Below are 14,179 nucleotides of genomic sequence, written 5' to 3'. Positions count from 1 at the left end.
CATGAGCATATGCAAAGCATTGACGATTGCCGGATCAGATTCAGGAGGCGGCGCCGGTATACAGGCGGATCTCAAAACCTTTCAGGAGCTCGGCGTTTTCGGGATGTCAGCCATTACAGCGGTAACCGCCCAGAACACTTTGGGTGTTCACGGCATTTATCCGCTCACCCGGGAAGCGCTGGGCAGCCAGATTGACGCGGTGGCGGAAGATTTGCGGCCTGACGCTGTAAAAACGGGAATGCTGTGGAGCGCGGAAATGATTGCGGAAATTGCGGAAAAAACGGATCAGTACGGGCTTGATCATGTCATCACCGACCCCGTCATGATTGCCAAAGGAGGCGCTTCCCTGCTGCGTGAGGAATCTCAGGCCGCGTTAAAAGAGCTGTTAATTCCGCGCAGCTATGCGGTGACGCCGAATGTTCCGGAAGCTGAGGTATTGACGGGAATGGAAATCCGCACGTTTGAGGACCGGAAAAAAGCGGCCGAACGCCTTTGCAAGCTTGGTGCAAAGCATGTCATCATAAAAGGCGGACATCAGCCTGAACAGGGGAGAATCGTTGATTTATTATTTGACGGTTCGTCTTTTACCCAAATCAGCCACGCTTATATTGACACGAAACACACCCACGGAACAGGCTGCACGTTCGCAGCCGCGCTGACGGCGGAAACGGCAAAGGGGAAAAACATTCAGACCGCGTTTGAGACAGCCGTCAATTTTGTGCGGGAAGCCGTGGAACATACGCTCGGCATCGGAGCGGGACACGGCCCGACCAATCATTTTGCCTTTAAAAGGAACAGTCTGCAGACGAGATAAAAAAGAGACCGCTTCAACATCCGCGGTCTTTTTCCCATGCTTTCAATCTGGACAAGGTTATGATATGATAAAAATTAAGATCAGGTACTAAAACTATGTCTTTAAGACGATTACAGGAGGCTTTATACATATGAATTTCTCACTTGAAGGCCGCAACATCGTTGTGATGGGCGTTGCCAATAAACGCAGTATCGCATGGGGAATCGCCCGTTCGCTGCATGAAGCCGGAGCGCGCCTCATTTTCACTTACGCGGGAGAGCGCTTGGAAAAATCAGTTCATGACCTTGCGGCTACATTAGAAAGAAATGATTCCATCATCCTTCCGTGTGATGTGACAAATGACGCTGAGATCGAAACTTGCTTTGCGAGCATTAAAGAGCAGGTCGGCGTGATTCACGGCATTGCGCACTGCATCGCGTTCGCAAACAAAGAAGAGCTTGTCGGCGAATATTTAAATACGAACCGCGAAGGATTCCTGCTTGCGCATAACATCAGTTCTTACTCTCTGACAGCAGTCGCAAAAGCGGCGCGTCCGATTATGACTGAAGGCGGAAGCATCGTTACACTCACTTACCTCGGCGGAGAGCGCGTCGTTTCAAACTATAACGTAATGGGTGTGGCAAAAGCGTCTCTTGATGCGAGCGTCAGATATTTAGCCGCTGACTTAGGAAAAGAAAACATCCGCGTCAACAGCATTTCAGCAGGGCCGATCCGTACGCTGTCTGCAAAAGGAATCAGTGATTTCAACTCTATCCTGAAAGAAATTGAAGAGCGCGCGCCGCTGCGCCGCACGACAACACCTGAAGAAGTGGGCGACACGGCTGCATTCTTGTTCAGTGACCTGTCAAGAGGCATCACGGGCGAAAATCTTCACGTTGATTCAGGATTCCATATTACCGCACGTTAAATAACAAGCAGTCCCTTTCAGGGATTGCTTTTTTCTTTCTTCTGATTTTAATCATTCCGTCATATAAATAAAACATGACAGAATCGGAGGGATGAAGATGTCAAAACAAAACAGAAACGCGGAAAAAAAACCGCTCATGTATATTGTTCAGGCGGATTATTCAGACACGCAATCATCAATGCAGGACATATTAATCAAAAAAAGGAAAGCGCCTCAGCCGCCGGAAGAAGAGCCGATGTATGGAAAGCGGGAGGAAGAATGTAAAACTCAGCCTGAAGGAGCAGTGGCTGTCGAACCAGAAAAGCAAGTACCTGAACAGCACAGCCGCGCAGAAGAAGCCGTTCAAGAAGTTCCGGCGCAAGCGGAGCAGGACACTGCCAAGCCTGACGCCTCTAAAAAAGAGCCTGATGCCGTTGAAAAAGAGCCTGAAGCGGTTCACAATGCCGCCCCAGAGGAAAAGGTTCCGCCAAAGCGCGTGAAAAAGCCGATGAGCAGAATGTCCATTCTTGAAAAAATTGATTTCTTAACGAAGCTGCCGCATAATATGCCGCGGACCCTTTGTCTGATAGAAGCCAACGGGAAAACCTACAGAGGCGTAATCGTCGGCAGAAAAAATAATGCGATCTTCCTGCGGACGACAAGCAACGGAGCGCCGGCAGAACTCGCAATAGACGATATTACCTCGCTGCATCCGCTTGGATTTTAACCATACAAAAAGCTGCCTGAATTCTTTAATCCGGCAGCTTATTTTTATGCTTTTTGATTTAAGAATGTGTGCGGTTGATCAGTCTCGGGTTCAGGCAATTGATGGCGCAGAAGCTATGGAGATCGACTTCAACGCAATAGTTCGTTTTTTCTAAACGGAATACATCGCAGAGAGAGTCTTTATCTGTAAAATCAAGAATGTGCTTATGCTCGTCAAAAGCAATAAGCAGACTTAATGTGGCACAGCCGTCACAGACCCTTTCAACTCTGAAAAAAACGGTGTTAAAACACGGACCGTTATCCAGCTCGCCGACATTTCCGAATGCGGTAAACGGTGATGATTTAGAAGTGAAAAGCACAAACGGCACTGTATCGCCTAATGAAAAACCCGGCGATAAAAGGTTGGAATAGCATCCGGCCGGGCAATCTTCCTCAACCGCATTTTGCAGGTCTTCAATATTTTCTACCGCTTCACGCACACAGTATGTTGTATGCTTGCTCATAATATCCCTCCTGACTTCACGTTTTATATACCGGATTAAACGATATCGGAGAGTCAGCCGCCCGGAAGTCCGGGCGGGCTGATGATTGCATCTGTAATAGAAGGTTGGAAGGGGATTCTTCTTTAGGAAAGATGCGAATCAATGACTATCCGTGATGCTTTTTCTCTTTGTGCGGCGCAGGCCGGTCAACAAGCTCCGGTGAAAGGCATTGAATGGCGCTGAAGCAGCTCAGATCAACTTCAATGCAAAAATCTGTTTTTTCTAAACCGAAGAAATCCGGGTCACAAGGATGGCAGACGCTGAGGGTGTCGCCGTGCACATCTACGGGGCGCAATACTGAAAGCGTTGCGCAGCAATCACAAACTCTTTCTGCCCGGAAGAAAATAGACTCGAAACACTGGCTGTCATCCGCAAAGCCTCCGACGTTCCCGAATGTGGAGAACAAACCGCCTTTTTTATCAAACAAGAGAAACGGGATGGTATCTTTACCGGTAACCGTCGGGCTTAACAGATTGGTATAGCATCCAGTCGGGCATTGTTCTTCAACAGCCTCTTGTTCTGCTAAAATCTTCTCGACTGCATCGCATACACAACTTTCATCTCGGCCATGGTGTTTTCCGCAGCTCATGGATTTCAGCTCCTTCTTTTAGGGTATTTGACTTTTGTCTTTAACAACATATGTACGCGAGCCTCACTTGGTGTGGGTGAACGTCTATATATTCATCATATGCGGAGAAAATAAGAAAAAGCAGAGCATTTTTAGCTCTGCTTTTTCTTTTTAGAGGATCAGGGTGATGACTAAGATGGCAACCAGTGTATTTGTCGCTGTTGAGATCAACACTGCGATATCGGCATCTACTGTTGTCACGTTTACGCCGCGGGAGTTTTCGATGAGCAGTTTTTGACGGTTGATTTGTTTGTTAGCTGTTAGCTGCAATAAGTCTTGTGCGACCAATTCAGCAATGACTCCGTCAGCGATTGAAGTGAGAGTGGCCGTTACGACTGCTGCATTAAGAGCTGTCATGACTGAAGCGACTGCTTGAACGTCTGTTGACGTTACGTTAATATCACAAGAGTCTCTGATAATAATCGCTTCTTCAGAAACTTGTTTGTTGAGATTCGCTTGAGCCAGGTCCTGGTCGATGAAGGCATTATCTTCGCCGAATCCGTTTCCGTTACAGCAAACACTGCATCTTCTGCCTTCTTTTTCTTCTTTTTCTTCTCGCGGATGTTCGCATTCAGGATCAAGTGCAACCCAAGAGTATGGTCTGCTTTCCATATCTATTCCTCCTTTTCTTTTACTAATATTAAATGAGCCGGCCCCTTACTTTGACTCAGGCATCTATCCTGATAAAAATCACTATTTTTTAGTTATTGACCGGGATTTTGGCGTCTTTGCCGGAGCTGTTCGATTAATTGTTCTCTGCGGGTTTTTGGATTTGTCTGCTGTTCTTGCGCTTTTTCCTGCTCTTTTTTCTGTCTCTGGCTTTCAAGAAAAGCTTCTGATTTCGCCTGCATGTCTTTGACTAATGCGATCAGCATTTCTTTTTCTTCATCAGGGATATCCCGCATTTTATCCTTTGTCACGCCGTGTTTTTTGAAGACATTGCTGACAAGCACTTTTAAAAGCGGATCCACTTCTGGTAGACTTTCGAGTTCTTTTTTTAATTTTTCGTTATCTGCCATTTGTTCTCACCTCTGTTTAAATATTTGAAAAGAAAGGTTAAAGGATGTCTAGTTCAGCAAAAAGTATATTTAATAATTGAAACAAAGTTTGTACAAAGGCCATGATATCGTCTGCAGTCAGTGTGATTTTGACATTGCGGCTGTTAATGACTTGAATGAGGGTTCGCTTTTTTATTTGGCAATCATCGAGGATCAGCAGTTCGGTTGCCATTTGGTCGGCTGTGTCTTCATCTGCGATCGCGAGCTGTGTCGCAAGGATAATCGCCGTAGTAACTGAAGCTTGTATTGAAAGAGCGGCCGTTATAAGTGTTGTATCTATTGTGACATTTTCGCAATCAATCACTTCGATCTTCTGCTCGAATTCGTTGGATAATTGTTCGAATATTTGAGGTTGCAGTGTTTCGACTTTTTCTTCAAACGACATAACCTTCACTCCTTTCTCATTCATACTTTATATAATGCAAATGAAACGCCGAGCGGAATAAGAAAAACAACTAAATCGCACCTATTTTTTTACCGGACAAGGTGCGATTCATGAAGATCAGGGTTTTCGCATATGTATAAAGAGGTCAAGTTTTGAAAAGGAGTGAACAGGTGGTTATCAATTGGCTTTCATTTATTCTGTTATCGTTTGCCGTTTTCCGGCTGGCCAGGCTTTTCGTATTTGACACCATTATGGCGCCGCTTCGGAGCCTTTTTCACGAGGAAAAAACAGAAACCGCACCAGACGGCACGACAGAAACCTACATTGTCATAAAAGGAAAAGGTATCAGGGCATTTATCGGTGAACTTCTCAGCTGCTACTGGTGTACGGGCGTGTGGTGCGCGGCCTTTTTAATTGCGGCGCAGATTTTGGTACCCGAGGCTGCGCAATGGCTGATTTTGCTGTTAGCCATAGCCGGCGCGGCCGGGATCATTGAAGCTGCGGTTTCTCGTCTTCTGCAGGAATAAGGCGGTTCCACCAGCAACTTACCGTCACTTTCGGCATAAACTGGCATATATGACATAAGGAAAGGAAGGATCACCATGAATCAATCAAGCAAACCTTCCCAACATTCTCCATACAAAACAACTGTGCATCAGCCTTACGAAAAAAAAATTAAGAAAAAAGGCTGCGGCTGCGGCCAAAAGAAAAAACCGAAATAGCCGTTCTCTAAAAAACCGGAGCTTCCGGTTTTTTTGTTTTTTGCCGAACGCCGGCCTCTGTTCGGCATAGATCATAGGAGGAGGGGATGTTATGAATATATTTGAATCATTCATAAACGGTAAATACCGCCGGCACAATCAAAACCAGCGGGAGCATGACAAATATATCTTATCTATTGAAAAACAGCTGTCTGAGTTTGATGAAGCGGGATCGCGCTTTGAGGAATGGATAGATGTGTTTGCCGCCGAAACAGAAGCAAAACTGAAGAAAAATGAGCATTCTCACTAAAATGAATGAAATCCGCACCGGCCCTATGCATTTATCCAAGCCAAACAAGTCGGCTCACATAGTGTATAGAGAGTAAAGGAGGTGCTTAGATATGGGATTCGGATATGGCGGATTCGGCGGCGGCTACGGCGGTTATGGCGGCTGCGGCGGATACGGAGGCGGCTATGTCGGAGGCGGATACGGCTCAACATTTGTTCTTGTTGTCGTATTGTTCATCCTTCTGATCATTGTCGGTGCATCCTTTTTTGGCTAAACCTTAGCAAGACCTTGGATAAGCGCGGGACCGTTCAGTCCCGTGCTTCCCTGATGTATGAAGGCGTATAGAGACGGGGCACTCGGAATTTTTTCCTTGTCTTACGGGCACATGTTCCGCTCTTTATTCATACAATATCGTATTACTCCACAAAAGGAGGCACACCATGGATAATCAATTTTTCAAAAATATTGAGAAGAAAACAGGCGTCAGCATGAAGGATGTCATGAACCTTGCAGGATCATTGCAAAATGCCAATTTCAAAGATGAAAACACGGTGAGGGGCGTCATTCAGAAGGTGTCCCAGCTGGCTAACAAGCGTGTTCCGAAAGAATTGGAAGACAAAATCGTTCAATCTATTACAAGCGGTAAAGAGAAACTTGATTTTGGCACCATTTCTAAAATGCTGAACAATAAATAGGCGTCAGACGGCCTTGCTAAAAAGGCCTTTTTATGTGAGAAGAACCCGGCAGTGATCTGCCGGGTTCTTTATATCCTGAGTGCGCTCCGTCTGTCCGTCCGAAGAAGGGGCTCGAGAAATCTTGAGCTGCGCGCTGTTTTTCCCCGCCTGTACGCGGGACAAGATACATATAAATGCTGCATGGCCCTTGTCATTGCGACATACAGAAGCCGTCTTTCTTCTTCGAGCGGAGCGGGATCGCCCTGTCTCGCCGTCTCAAGCGCGAAGTCATGGGGGATCGAGCCGTCAGCCGCGCCTAAAATATAGACCGTATTGAATTCAAGACCTTTAGAGCGATGAATGGTCAGCAGTTCGACGCCGTTTTCATCGGTTTTCAGATTCTCAGCGGCGCGCATATGATCGACATGCGCAAGAAAATCGGGAATGGTTTTGAATTTTTTGGCGGCCACTTTGACATCCCTGAGATCATCAGAGCCTTTTTCCAGTTTGTTTCCCTCATTGCCCCGTTTTTTTAAATACTCGGAAAAACCCATTTTGCTTTCTGCAAAGGTGATGGCTTCAACCGGCTTCATTGTTCGGATGCTTGCGAAAAACGGAACGATCTGCTTGATCTTCCCTATTTGAAAAGGCTTCAGGTCAGGCAGTTTCGTCAGTGCCTTAATCATCGTGCAATCTTCCGTGATTGACAGCGCCTTTAACGTTTGCAGGGCGGATTGCTTTAAAAATAAGGCGGGCAGCAGGTCTTTCACCGCATCCGGATCATCTTCATTCTGACTCGCATATAAGTAGGCGAGGATCTGGCGTACGATTCTGCGGCTGTAGAACGTCTGAACGCCCCGGTCGGCATGATAAGGAATCGATGATTGATGCAGTCTTTCATAAATGGCCCGTCCGGCGCTGTTTGTCCGGTAAAGCACGGCAAAATCGTCAGGGCTCGCCCCGTTTTGAATTTTCTCTTTCATATCTGAAACAATCATGGTCGCTTCTTCTTCTTCATCGTAAGGATAAAACATCACGGGATTGTGAACGCCGTCTTTGACGGCAGAAAGTGTTTTTTCATACCGTTTTTTATTTTTCTTTACGACGGCATGAGCGCTTGAGACGATCGGATGCGGCGATCGGTAATTTGCCGTTAAGTAAATGGTCTTTGCTGCCGGATAATCCTTTTGAAAATCAAGAATGAAAGACGGGCTGCTGCCGCGGAACGCATAAATGGATTGGTCGTCATCACCCACGCAGCACAGGTTATTCTCAGGACTTGCGATCATTTGCATAATGTTGTACTGAACAGGGTTGATATCTTGAAACTCATCAATCAAGATATGAGAAAATCTGTTTTGGTACTGCGCGAGAATATCAGGCCGGCTTTGAAACAGTTCATAACAGCCTTGTGCCATGTCATCAAAATCAAATTGCCGTTTTTCCCGCTTCTGCCGTTCGTAATGTTCGTAGAGCCTGTACACTTTTTTCTCCCAGTCGTCCGCAAGCGGAATGGTCTCATGGGGGAGATACGTGTTTTTCCAGCAGCCGATAAGCTGAAGCGCCTGGTCGACGGGAAACTCTTTTTCATCCAAATTTTCTTCATAGAGCGCCTTTTTCACATATTGCTCTTTTTGCCACTCCATTTTTAAAAGCTGGCTGCCGTTCCATTTTGAAGAATCATAATGATAGAGTATTTTATAGAAAAAACTGTGGAATGTTCCGGTCACGAGACGGGAGACTTTTCCGGCTGCCAGACCGTACTCATTCGCCATCCGCTCTTTCATTTCGGCGACGGCTTTTGTCGTAAAGGTCACAAGCAGCATATTCTCAGGTGAAATGCCGAGGTGTTCAATCATATGGGCGGCGCGTGCTGTCAGCACCCTCGTTTTTCCGCTTCCCGCTCCGGCAAGCACTAATAAAGGCCCGTCCGTTTCAGTAACTGCCTTCATCTGTTCACGGTTCAGGCCGATGCCGGGAAACAAAGATGTATCAGCCGCCTCGGATGTTGGTGAAAACGGTTCGGCCGCAGGCACTTTTTTCGGGCTTTTCCATTCTGAGACGATCGGTTTCGGATTCTCTGAAATCGCTTTTCCTTTCGGCAGGCGGAACATGCCGGCTTCCTTATACTCTTCTTTTTCTTTCTCCGCTTGCGGTTCCTCGGCCGCGCATGCTTTTTCACAGGCGGTGAAGTCTCCCTTTTGCCGGTGATAAAATGCCGGCTGCTCTAAAATCGAAAGCCGCATCAAGACGGGCTGGTCACAATGTGCGCAAAAAATATTTCCTTTTTGAGCTTCTTCAAAAAGGAATTGGTAATGTTCTCTGGAATATGTATGTAAATGTATCGTTCGGTTATTCAGTCGGGCGCATTTCAAAAAGGGGTCCTCCCATTAAAAGGTGTTCATCCATTTGATAGACAAAGAATATCATAACAAAAGAACCGCGTTTCAAAAAGTAAGATTAAGGGAAATGAAAAGCGAAGGGGAGGGGTACATATGATTTATGCAGGACGGATTCAAAACCAGCAGTATTCTCAATACGCAAACCGGGCAGCGGGTTATAAGCCTGATTACGCCGGCATTACGAAAGCGGCCGCCCTCGCCAATGACAGGTTGTACAGAGAGGTGGAGCGCCGCCAGGAAAATACCGCAGCCGCAGAAAAGAAAGTACATGAGGAAAAACGTAAGCGCTCTCTTTCCCGTCTGCCGCAAATCATGGGAAAAGGCCGGCTGATAAATCAATACGTGTGAAAAAGCCCGGAAATATCCGGGCTTTTTTTGAGTCGTATATATGAAAGATACGGAAAGGAATGATTCAATTTGAGAAAGCTTTCATTATTAATTGCGGGGTTATTTCTATTCGGCCTCTTTACTGCCGGAATGAAACCGGCACACGCGGCGGAGGGCTCCGCAGCAAAAGATGTCACTCTCACACAGCTGGCGCCGCATGTCTGGATGCATACAAGCACCGGTACGGCAGACGGAAGTCCCGTCCCTGCGAACGGATTGCTTCTTGAGACTTCAAAAGGAATCGTACTGATTGATACTCCGTGGAATGACAGTCTCACAGAGCAATTAATGACACAAATAAAACAGCGGTTTCCCGGCAAAAGGATGACCGATGCCATTGTGACACACGCCCATGACGATCGTATCGGCGGTCTGAACACCCTGTACAAATACGGGGTAAAGGTGCACAGCACGAAGCTGACCGCCGACTTCGCCCGACAGCAGGGATATGACCGGCCGCTCGGAGATTTGAAAAACGTGACAAAGCTGCAGTTCGGCGATATGAAAATTGAAACGTTTTATCCGGGAAAAGGGCATACGGAAGACAATATTCCCGTCTGGCTGCCTGAGGATAAGCTCTTATTCGGCGGATGCTTAATCAAGGCTTTAGAAACAAAGGAAATCGTGCCTACTCCGGGCTTTTATCCGGATCAGTGGCCGCGCGCCGTCAGCAAAGTCATGAAAAGATATCAGGACATCAGCATTGTCGTTCCGGGCCATGGCAGTCCGGGGGATGACCGTCTGCTGCCGCATACGATAAACCTTCTGAAAGAAACGTAATAAAGAAGACCGGCGCTCCCATTACGGAGTGCCGGCTTTTTTTATCTCTTCCTGATTTTCATAAAACTGAGGAAAGCAAGTGCAAGCGCCAAAACGGTATATCCCGCTATCGGCCAAATATGCTGATGAAAGGAAGAATAATCTCCGGATATGACTTCCTGAGCCAGCTCGATCGAGTGAATAAACGGTAAGGCATAAGCGATATGTTTGAATGTGTCACCGAGCAGGCTCACCTCCATCCAAGCCCCGCCCAGAAATTGCACGAGTGTAATATAAATCGTTCCGATACCTGAAATTTGTTTGTCCGTAAACACAGCCCCTAAACATAAACCGAAGAAAACGGACATCATCGCAATCGGCAGCAAGACAGCGATACCTGCGAGAAGATTCATCCACTCGGCGGATAAACCGGCAGCCGCTGCTGCGATAAAACAAATGACGATTTGTAAAATGGCTAACGGCAGCATCGGCATTGCATAACCGATGACATAATCGGCTGTTTTTAAAGGGGAAGCAAACAAACGGGTCAAAAGGGCGGTCTGTTTGTCTTTTGCGATCAGCAATGCAGAGAACATTGTAAGGAAAGCGAAACCGAAAACAATGAGTCCGGGTGCTAAGTGCTGAATTTTAAAGGTATCAAGCGGCGCATTTTTTTCAATCGCCGTAAACAGAAACAATAGAATAACAGGCAGTGCGATTCCAAGGATAATAGACAGGGGGTCACGAAAAATTTCTTTGCGGTTGCGAATGGCGAAATCAAGCATAAAGACCCGCCTCCCCGTCACAAATCGCTAAAAAGGCATCTTCAAATGTGGCTGAATGAGTTTGCTTTTTCAGAGCCTCCGCCGTGCCCAGTGCTTTTAAAGTCCCATTTTCTAAAATGCAAATACGATCTGCCAGGGCTTCAGCCTCTTCTAAATAGTGTGTCGTTAATATAATCGTCATGTCTCCCTTTAATGCCTCAAGATTTTTCCACAACTCGCGGCGTGAACGGACGTCCAGCCCTAATGTCGGTTCATCTAAGAAATAAATATCCGGCTTGGTGATCATTCCCATTGCGATGCTGAGGCGGCGCTGCATTCCTCCTGATAATGTTTTTGTTTTTGCTCTTTCTTTCTCTTTTAATTGAAACAATTCGAGCATCTCATCTGTTCTTTTTTTTGCTTCTTTTTTCGGAATTCCGTAGACTCCGGCTATAAACTCTAAGTTTTCCCGTACGGTTAGATGAGGAGCGATGGCTGTTTCCTGCGGGGACATATTCAATTTCGGTTTTATTTTATCCAAATCAGTCAAAATACTGTGTCCAAGCACTGATGCATCACCGTCATCCGGAGAAAGGAGTCCGCAAAGCATACTGATTAATGTCGTTTTTCCGGCTCCGTTCTCACCGAGTAATGCGAAAAATTCCCCTTTCTCAATTGAGAACTCAAGACGGTCAACGGCGGCGGTTTCTTTATAATGTTTCGTTAATTGCTTCAGCTCAATCGCGTGCATTTACTCATCCTCACTATCTTCATCGATTTGCTTAGCGTTTAAAATATCTTTTGCAAATTCGAAAAAGAGTTCTTGTTTAACAAGTGCGATACCTTGCTGGTCATCCCCAAGCATAAGCAGTGAATCCCCCGGATTTATATCGAAAACATCTCTTGCTTCTTTAGGAATGACAATCTGTCCTTTTGTGCCCACTTTAACAGTCCCGAATATATGCTTTCCTTTTGGTGCCGTCATGTTTATCCCTCCGAAATATGAATTGTATTTTTTGTATGAATTGTAATACTTAGTATACTAAACATACATTAAAATTCCATAAAATTCAATAAAATTCATGAAATAGTATTATTTTCATAAAAAAAGCACTCCTGCCATATCAACAGGAGTGCTTTTGATTTTATCGTTTGTGTTTCTTTATCATTTCCAGATGGGGGATGCCCGCATCGAGAAATTCTTCGCCGGATGTGACGCGGTATCCTTGTTTTTCGTAAAACGGAACTGCCTGCGTCTGCGCATGTAAGATAAAGCTGTCGGCGCCCTTGGCTGCCGCCGCTTTTTCAAGCGCCTGCATAATGATGGCTCCGACGCCTGAAGAACGATGGCTTTTCATCACGCAGATGCGTTCTAATTTTCCATGCCCGTCTTTCATGCGCCATCTGCCGGCTCCGACCGGCTGGCCGCCGTCATATATGACTATATGCTCTGACGTGTCCTCGAATTGATCAATCTCTTCTTCTTCCGGAACGTGCTGTTCTTTAACGAAGACCTCTTTTCTGACGAAAAAAGCGTCGTTCAGCTGTTTTTCAGTTTTTGCGATGATGGATTCCAAACAGTTATTCTCCTCCGCCTAATAAAAATGTTTCGTACACAGTCCATGAGCCGTTATCCAACTGATAGAGCAAGTGAAAACGGTCGATGACTTCTTCGTGGGAAATGTCCTGCATTTTCAGCTGTCCGAGTACGTCGGAATGTTCATCTGACGACAGCTTCTGGCCGACCGTGACATGCGGAACGAAGCTGTATTCCGGCTCGCCGGATAATGCTCCTGAGTAGCATTTCTCACTCAGAGATTTTAATTCCTCCGTCGGCTCCGCTTTCATATATATCACATTATTCACAGGAGAAAACGAGCTGTATTTTGTGATTTTCAGAACGAGCGGATGCGACTCTTTCGCCGTCTGTCTCAGCTGTGATACGACCTGCTCGATTTCCTGTTCTGTCGCTTCAAACGGATCTCTTAGCGTCAGGTGCGGAGGAATGAGCGCGTAGCTCGGGTCGTAGCGTTTCCGGTACGAGTTTGCGAGATCCTGTAATTTTTTTGATGGAAATAAAACAATACCGTATTTCATGAAAGTTCCCTCCTTAAATGAATGGTTACAGCATTTTTTTCAGCGCCGGCGTGATGAGCGGCTGCCAGTAGGTCCATTTATGATCCCCGTCGAAGGTTTCATACGTGTATTCAGACTGTTTGCTTTCCAGCAGCTGTTTGAGCTCTTCGTTCGGCGCGGTGAAATCAAGAACCTGGCCGTCTGTCGTGTGAACGCCGGTTTCTTTTTCTCCGATTTGATGATAGACGGAAATCTGTTTGAGATCCTCCGACTGCCGGACGGCATCCAGCACGTGCCCGTCAACATACGGAGACTGCATGATGACGTTTCCAAACATGTTCGGATAGTCAATCGCCGTCATGAGCGAAACGGTTCCGCCGAGGGAATCCCCGATCATGGTGCGGCCGTATCCGACTTGATAAGTCGGGTATTCTTTGTCGATAAAAGGAACGAGCTCATTTGCGATAAATCGCTTATATGAGGCGAACTTAGAGCCTTCTGGATGGTATGTGTTTCTTCGCTCCCGCACATTTTTATAAGGGACGCCGATAATGATGCAGCGGTCAATTTCCCCTTTTGACATAAGCTCTTCCGCCTGCCGCCCAATTCTCCCTAATCTGAAATAATCATGGCCGTCCTGAGCGATGACCGTATGATATTTATACAGGGGGGAGAAGGTGGCGGGCAGGTAGACCAAAACGGTCATTTCCTCTTCAAGCTCATGGGAGAAAAGTTTTTTCTCATGAATGATTCCGTTTTTTGATGCCACATCGCATTCCTCCAGGCCGCTTCTTGTCTTGATGGTTTTTTCCTATTGTACCATGAATTATTAGAAATTTCTTTCTTCAGATGCACTTCTTGCGAGAGTTCAGATAAATAAAAAGTTATTGAAATTCATTTTATAGTGCGTTAATATAGAACAATCAGAAAATACAAAACAATATTCTTATCACGAGAGGTGGAGGGACTGGCCCTTTGAAACCTCAGCAACCGGTTTGCTTTGCCGCGGGAAGGCAAAGTGCCAAGGTGCTAAATCCAGCAAGCGATTCACATGCTTGGAAGATAAGAGGAAGAGAAAAGCTCCTTCT

At 46.2% G+C, this 14,179-nt stretch carries 21 protein-coding genes and 1 riboswitch; of the genes, 9 read left to right on the top strand and 12 right to left on the bottom strand.

The window, feature by feature from the left end; all coding sequences use genetic code 11:
• Position 1 precedes the first annotated feature (1 nt).
• The 3 genes from thiD to ACWHAR_RS08510 all read left to right on the top strand — a co-directional run bounded on the left by thiD (position 2) and on the right by ACWHAR_RS08510 (position 2,427).
• Complete coding sequence (gene thiD / locus ACWHAR_RS08520; RefSeq protein WP_007610664.1) at positions 2-814, top strand: bifunctional hydroxymethylpyrimidine kinase/phosphomethylpyrimidine kinase; 813 nt, start codon at positions 2-4, stop codon at positions 812-814.
• A 130-nt stretch (positions 815-944) separates the two neighbouring features.
• Positions 945-1,721 carry an enoyl-ACP reductase FabI gene (gene fabI, locus ACWHAR_RS08515; protein ID WP_003155001.1) on the top strand — a complete coding sequence of 259 codons (777 nt, stop codon included), beginning with the start codon at positions 945-947 and terminating at the stop codon, positions 1,719-1,721.
• A gap of 97 nt (positions 1,722-1,818) precedes the next feature.
• Complete coding sequence (locus tag ACWHAR_RS08510) at positions 1,819-2,427, top strand: CotO family spore coat protein (protein ID WP_032874479.1); 609 nt, start codon at positions 1,819-1,821, stop codon at positions 2,425-2,427.
• Between the two features lie 58 nt (positions 2,428-2,485).
• Here the strand turns inward: ACWHAR_RS08510 and cotZ are convergent, their stop codons facing one another.
• From cotZ to ACWHAR_RS08485, 5 genes are all read right to left on the bottom strand, one after another.
• Positions 2,486-2,929 (bottom strand): spore coat protein CotZ, encoded by a 444-nt coding sequence (gene cotZ, locus ACWHAR_RS08505; protein WP_003154997.1) that lies wholly within the window; start codon positions 2,927-2,929, stop codon positions 2,486-2,488.
• A 145-nt stretch (positions 2,930-3,074) separates the two neighbouring features.
• Positions 3,075-3,557, bottom strand: coding sequence for a CotY/CotZ family spore coat protein (locus ACWHAR_RS08500; protein ID WP_029973132.1), 483 nt, complete (start codon positions 3,555-3,557; stop codon positions 3,075-3,077).
• A gap of 150 nt (positions 3,558-3,707) precedes the next feature.
• Positions 3,708-4,208, bottom strand: a complete 501-nt coding sequence (gene cotX / locus ACWHAR_RS08495) for a spore coat protein CotX (RefSeq protein ID WP_014417434.1) — start codon at positions 4,206-4,208, stop codon at positions 3,708-3,710.
• Between the two features lie 92 nt (positions 4,209-4,300).
• Complete coding sequence (locus ACWHAR_RS08490; RefSeq protein ID WP_032874481.1) at positions 4,301-4,615, bottom strand: hypothetical protein; 315 nt, start codon at positions 4,613-4,615, stop codon at positions 4,301-4,303.
• 37 nt (positions 4,616-4,652) lie between these two features.
• Positions 4,653-5,039: a spore coat protein gene (locus tag ACWHAR_RS08485; RefSeq protein ID WP_014417436.1), complete on the bottom strand. Its 387-nt coding sequence runs from the start codon at positions 5,037-5,039 to the stop codon at positions 4,653-4,655.
• A gap of 170 nt (positions 5,040-5,209) precedes the next feature.
• Here ACWHAR_RS08485 and ACWHAR_RS08480 point away from each other — a divergent pair, with 170 nt between their 5' ends.
• The 4 genes from ACWHAR_RS08480 (at position 5,210) to ACWHAR_RS08465 (ending at position 6,724) form a co-directional block, all read left to right on the top strand.
• Complete coding sequence (locus tag ACWHAR_RS08480; RefSeq protein WP_032875197.1) at positions 5,210-5,566, top strand: DUF1360 domain-containing protein; 357 nt, start codon at positions 5,210-5,212, stop codon at positions 5,564-5,566.
• A 286-nt stretch (positions 5,567-5,852) separates the two neighbouring features.
• Positions 5,853-6,050 (top strand): hypothetical protein, encoded by a 198-nt coding sequence (locus tag ACWHAR_RS08475; protein WP_012117306.1) that lies wholly within the window; start codon positions 5,853-5,855, stop codon positions 6,048-6,050.
• A 91-nt stretch (positions 6,051-6,141) separates the two neighbouring features.
• On the top strand, positions 6,142-6,303 hold the full coding sequence (locus tag ACWHAR_RS08470; RefSeq protein ID WP_007610678.1) for a YjcZ family sporulation protein: 162 nt from the start codon (positions 6,142-6,144) through the stop codon (positions 6,301-6,303).
• Between the two features lie 166 nt (positions 6,304-6,469).
• Positions 6,470-6,724, top strand: a complete 255-nt coding sequence (locus tag ACWHAR_RS08465) for a stage VI sporulation protein F (protein ID WP_003154986.1) — start codon at positions 6,470-6,472, stop codon at positions 6,722-6,724.
• 68 nt (positions 6,725-6,792) lie between these two features.
• Here ACWHAR_RS08465 and ACWHAR_RS08460 read toward each other — a convergent pair whose 3' ends face one another.
• Positions 6,793-9,078 carry an ATP-dependent helicase gene (locus ACWHAR_RS08460; protein ID WP_032874483.1) on the bottom strand — a complete coding sequence of 762 codons (2,286 nt, stop codon included), beginning with the start codon at positions 9,076-9,078 and terminating at the stop codon, positions 6,793-6,795.
• Between the two features lie 120 nt (positions 9,079-9,198).
• Between ACWHAR_RS08460 and ACWHAR_RS08455 the strand changes: the two genes are divergently transcribed.
• Both ACWHAR_RS08455 and bla read left to right on the top strand, forming a co-directional pair.
• On the top strand, positions 9,199-9,453 hold the full coding sequence (locus tag ACWHAR_RS08455) for a hypothetical protein (protein ID WP_032874485.1): 255 nt from the start codon (positions 9,199-9,201) through the stop codon (positions 9,451-9,453).
• Positions 9,454-9,522: 69 nt separating this feature from the next.
• Positions 9,523-10,272: a subclass B1 metallo-beta-lactamase gene (gene bla / locus ACWHAR_RS08450; RefSeq protein WP_032874487.1), complete on the top strand. Its 750-nt coding sequence runs from the start codon at positions 9,523-9,525 to the stop codon at positions 10,270-10,272.
• A 41-nt stretch (positions 10,273-10,313) separates the two neighbouring features.
• On the opposite strand, the gene ACWHAR_RS08445 is transcribed toward bla, so the two are convergent.
• From ACWHAR_RS08445 to ACWHAR_RS08420, 6 genes are all read right to left on the bottom strand, one after another.
• Positions 10,314-11,036, bottom strand: coding sequence for an ABC transporter permease (locus tag ACWHAR_RS08445; RefSeq protein WP_032874488.1), 723 nt, complete (start codon positions 11,034-11,036; stop codon positions 10,314-10,316).
• Entirely contained in the window at positions 11,029-11,766 is a 738-nt protein-coding gene (locus ACWHAR_RS08440; RefSeq protein ID WP_032874490.1) for an ABC transporter ATP-binding protein, read from the bottom strand. Before ACWHAR_RS08440 ends, ACWHAR_RS08445 begins: the two co-directional genes overlap by 8 nt.
• Complete coding sequence (locus ACWHAR_RS08435) at positions 11,767-12,000, bottom strand: AbrB/MazE/SpoVT family DNA-binding domain-containing protein (protein WP_007409078.1); 234 nt, start codon at positions 11,998-12,000, stop codon at positions 11,767-11,769. It abuts the gene before it with no gap.
• Between the two features lie 160 nt (positions 12,001-12,160).
• Complete coding sequence (locus tag ACWHAR_RS08430; protein WP_007610689.1) at positions 12,161-12,592, bottom strand: GNAT family N-acetyltransferase; 432 nt, start codon at positions 12,590-12,592, stop codon at positions 12,161-12,163.
• Between the two features lie 4 nt (positions 12,593-12,596).
• Positions 12,597-13,112 (bottom strand): YjcG family protein, encoded by a 516-nt coding sequence (locus ACWHAR_RS08425; RefSeq protein WP_007610690.1) that lies wholly within the window; start codon positions 13,110-13,112, stop codon positions 12,597-12,599.
• A gap of 25 nt (positions 13,113-13,137) precedes the next feature.
• Positions 13,138-13,860 carry an esterase family protein gene (locus ACWHAR_RS08420; protein ID WP_007409075.1) on the bottom strand — a complete coding sequence of 241 codons (723 nt, stop codon included), beginning with the start codon at positions 13,858-13,860 and terminating at the stop codon, positions 13,138-13,140.
• 174 nt (positions 13,861-14,034) lie between these two features.
• A riboswitch (SAM riboswitch) is annotated at positions 14,035-14,160 on the top strand.
• Positions 14,161-14,179: the final 19 nt, after the last annotated feature.

The organism is Bacillus sp. LR--39 (genome assembly GCF_053613335.1).
Note: the sequence above shows the minus strand (reverse complement) of the source record. Positions and strands in the feature narration are given on the sequence as shown.

Coding starts and splice junctions, on each gene's coding strand:
- ACWHAR_RS08455 (WP_032874485.1), top strand. CDS start 9,199: ATGATTTATGCAGGACGGATTCAAAACCAGCAGTATTCTCAATACGCA.
- ACWHAR_RS08475 (WP_012117306.1), top strand. CDS start 5,853: ATGAATATATTTGAATCATTCATAAACGGTAAATACCGCCGGCACAAT.
- ACWHAR_RS08445 (WP_032874488.1), bottom strand. CDS start 11,036: ATGCTTGATTTCGCCATTCGCAACCGCAAAGAAATTTTTCGTGACCCC.
- ACWHAR_RS08435 (WP_007409078.1), bottom strand. CDS start 12,000: ATGACGGCACCAAAAGGAAAGCATATATTCGGGACTGTTAAAGTGGGC.
- ACWHAR_RS08465 (WP_003154986.1), top strand. CDS start 6,470: ATGGATAATCAATTTTTCAAAAATATTGAGAAGAAAACAGGCGTCAGC.
- thiD (WP_007610664.1), top strand. CDS start 2: ATGAGCATATGCAAAGCATTGACGATTGCCGGATCAGATTCAGGAGGC.
- ACWHAR_RS08470 (WP_007610678.1), top strand. CDS start 6,142: ATGGGATTCGGATATGGCGGATTCGGCGGCGGCTACGGCGGTTATGGC.
- cotX (WP_014417434.1), bottom strand. CDS start 4,208: ATGGAAAGCAGACCATACTCTTGGGTTGCACTTGATCCTGAATGCGAA.
- ACWHAR_RS08425 (WP_007610690.1), bottom strand. CDS start 13,112: ATGAAATACGGTATTGTTTTATTTCCATCAAAAAAATTACAGGATCTC.
- ACWHAR_RS08500 (WP_029973132.1), bottom strand. CDS start 3,557: ATGAGCTGCGGAAAACACCATGGCCGAGATGAAAGTTGTGTATGCGAT.
- ACWHAR_RS08440 (WP_032874490.1), bottom strand. CDS start 11,766: ATGCACGCGATTGAGCTGAAGCAATTAACGAAACATTATAAAGAAACC.
- ACWHAR_RS08490 (WP_032874481.1), bottom strand. CDS start 4,615: ATGGCAGATAACGAAAAATTAAAAAAAGAACTCGAAAGTCTACCAGAA.
- cotZ (WP_003154997.1), bottom strand. CDS start 2,929: ATGAGCAAGCATACAACATACTGTGTGCGTGAAGCGGTAGAAAATATT.
- fabI (WP_003155001.1), top strand. CDS start 945: ATGAATTTCTCACTTGAAGGCCGCAACATCGTTGTGATGGGCGTTGCC.
- ACWHAR_RS08510 (WP_032874479.1), top strand. CDS start 1,819: ATGTCAAAACAAAACAGAAACGCGGAAAAAAAACCGCTCATGTATATT.
- ACWHAR_RS08485 (WP_014417436.1), bottom strand. CDS start 5,039: ATGTCGTTTGAAGAAAAAGTCGAAACACTGCAACCTCAAATATTCGAA.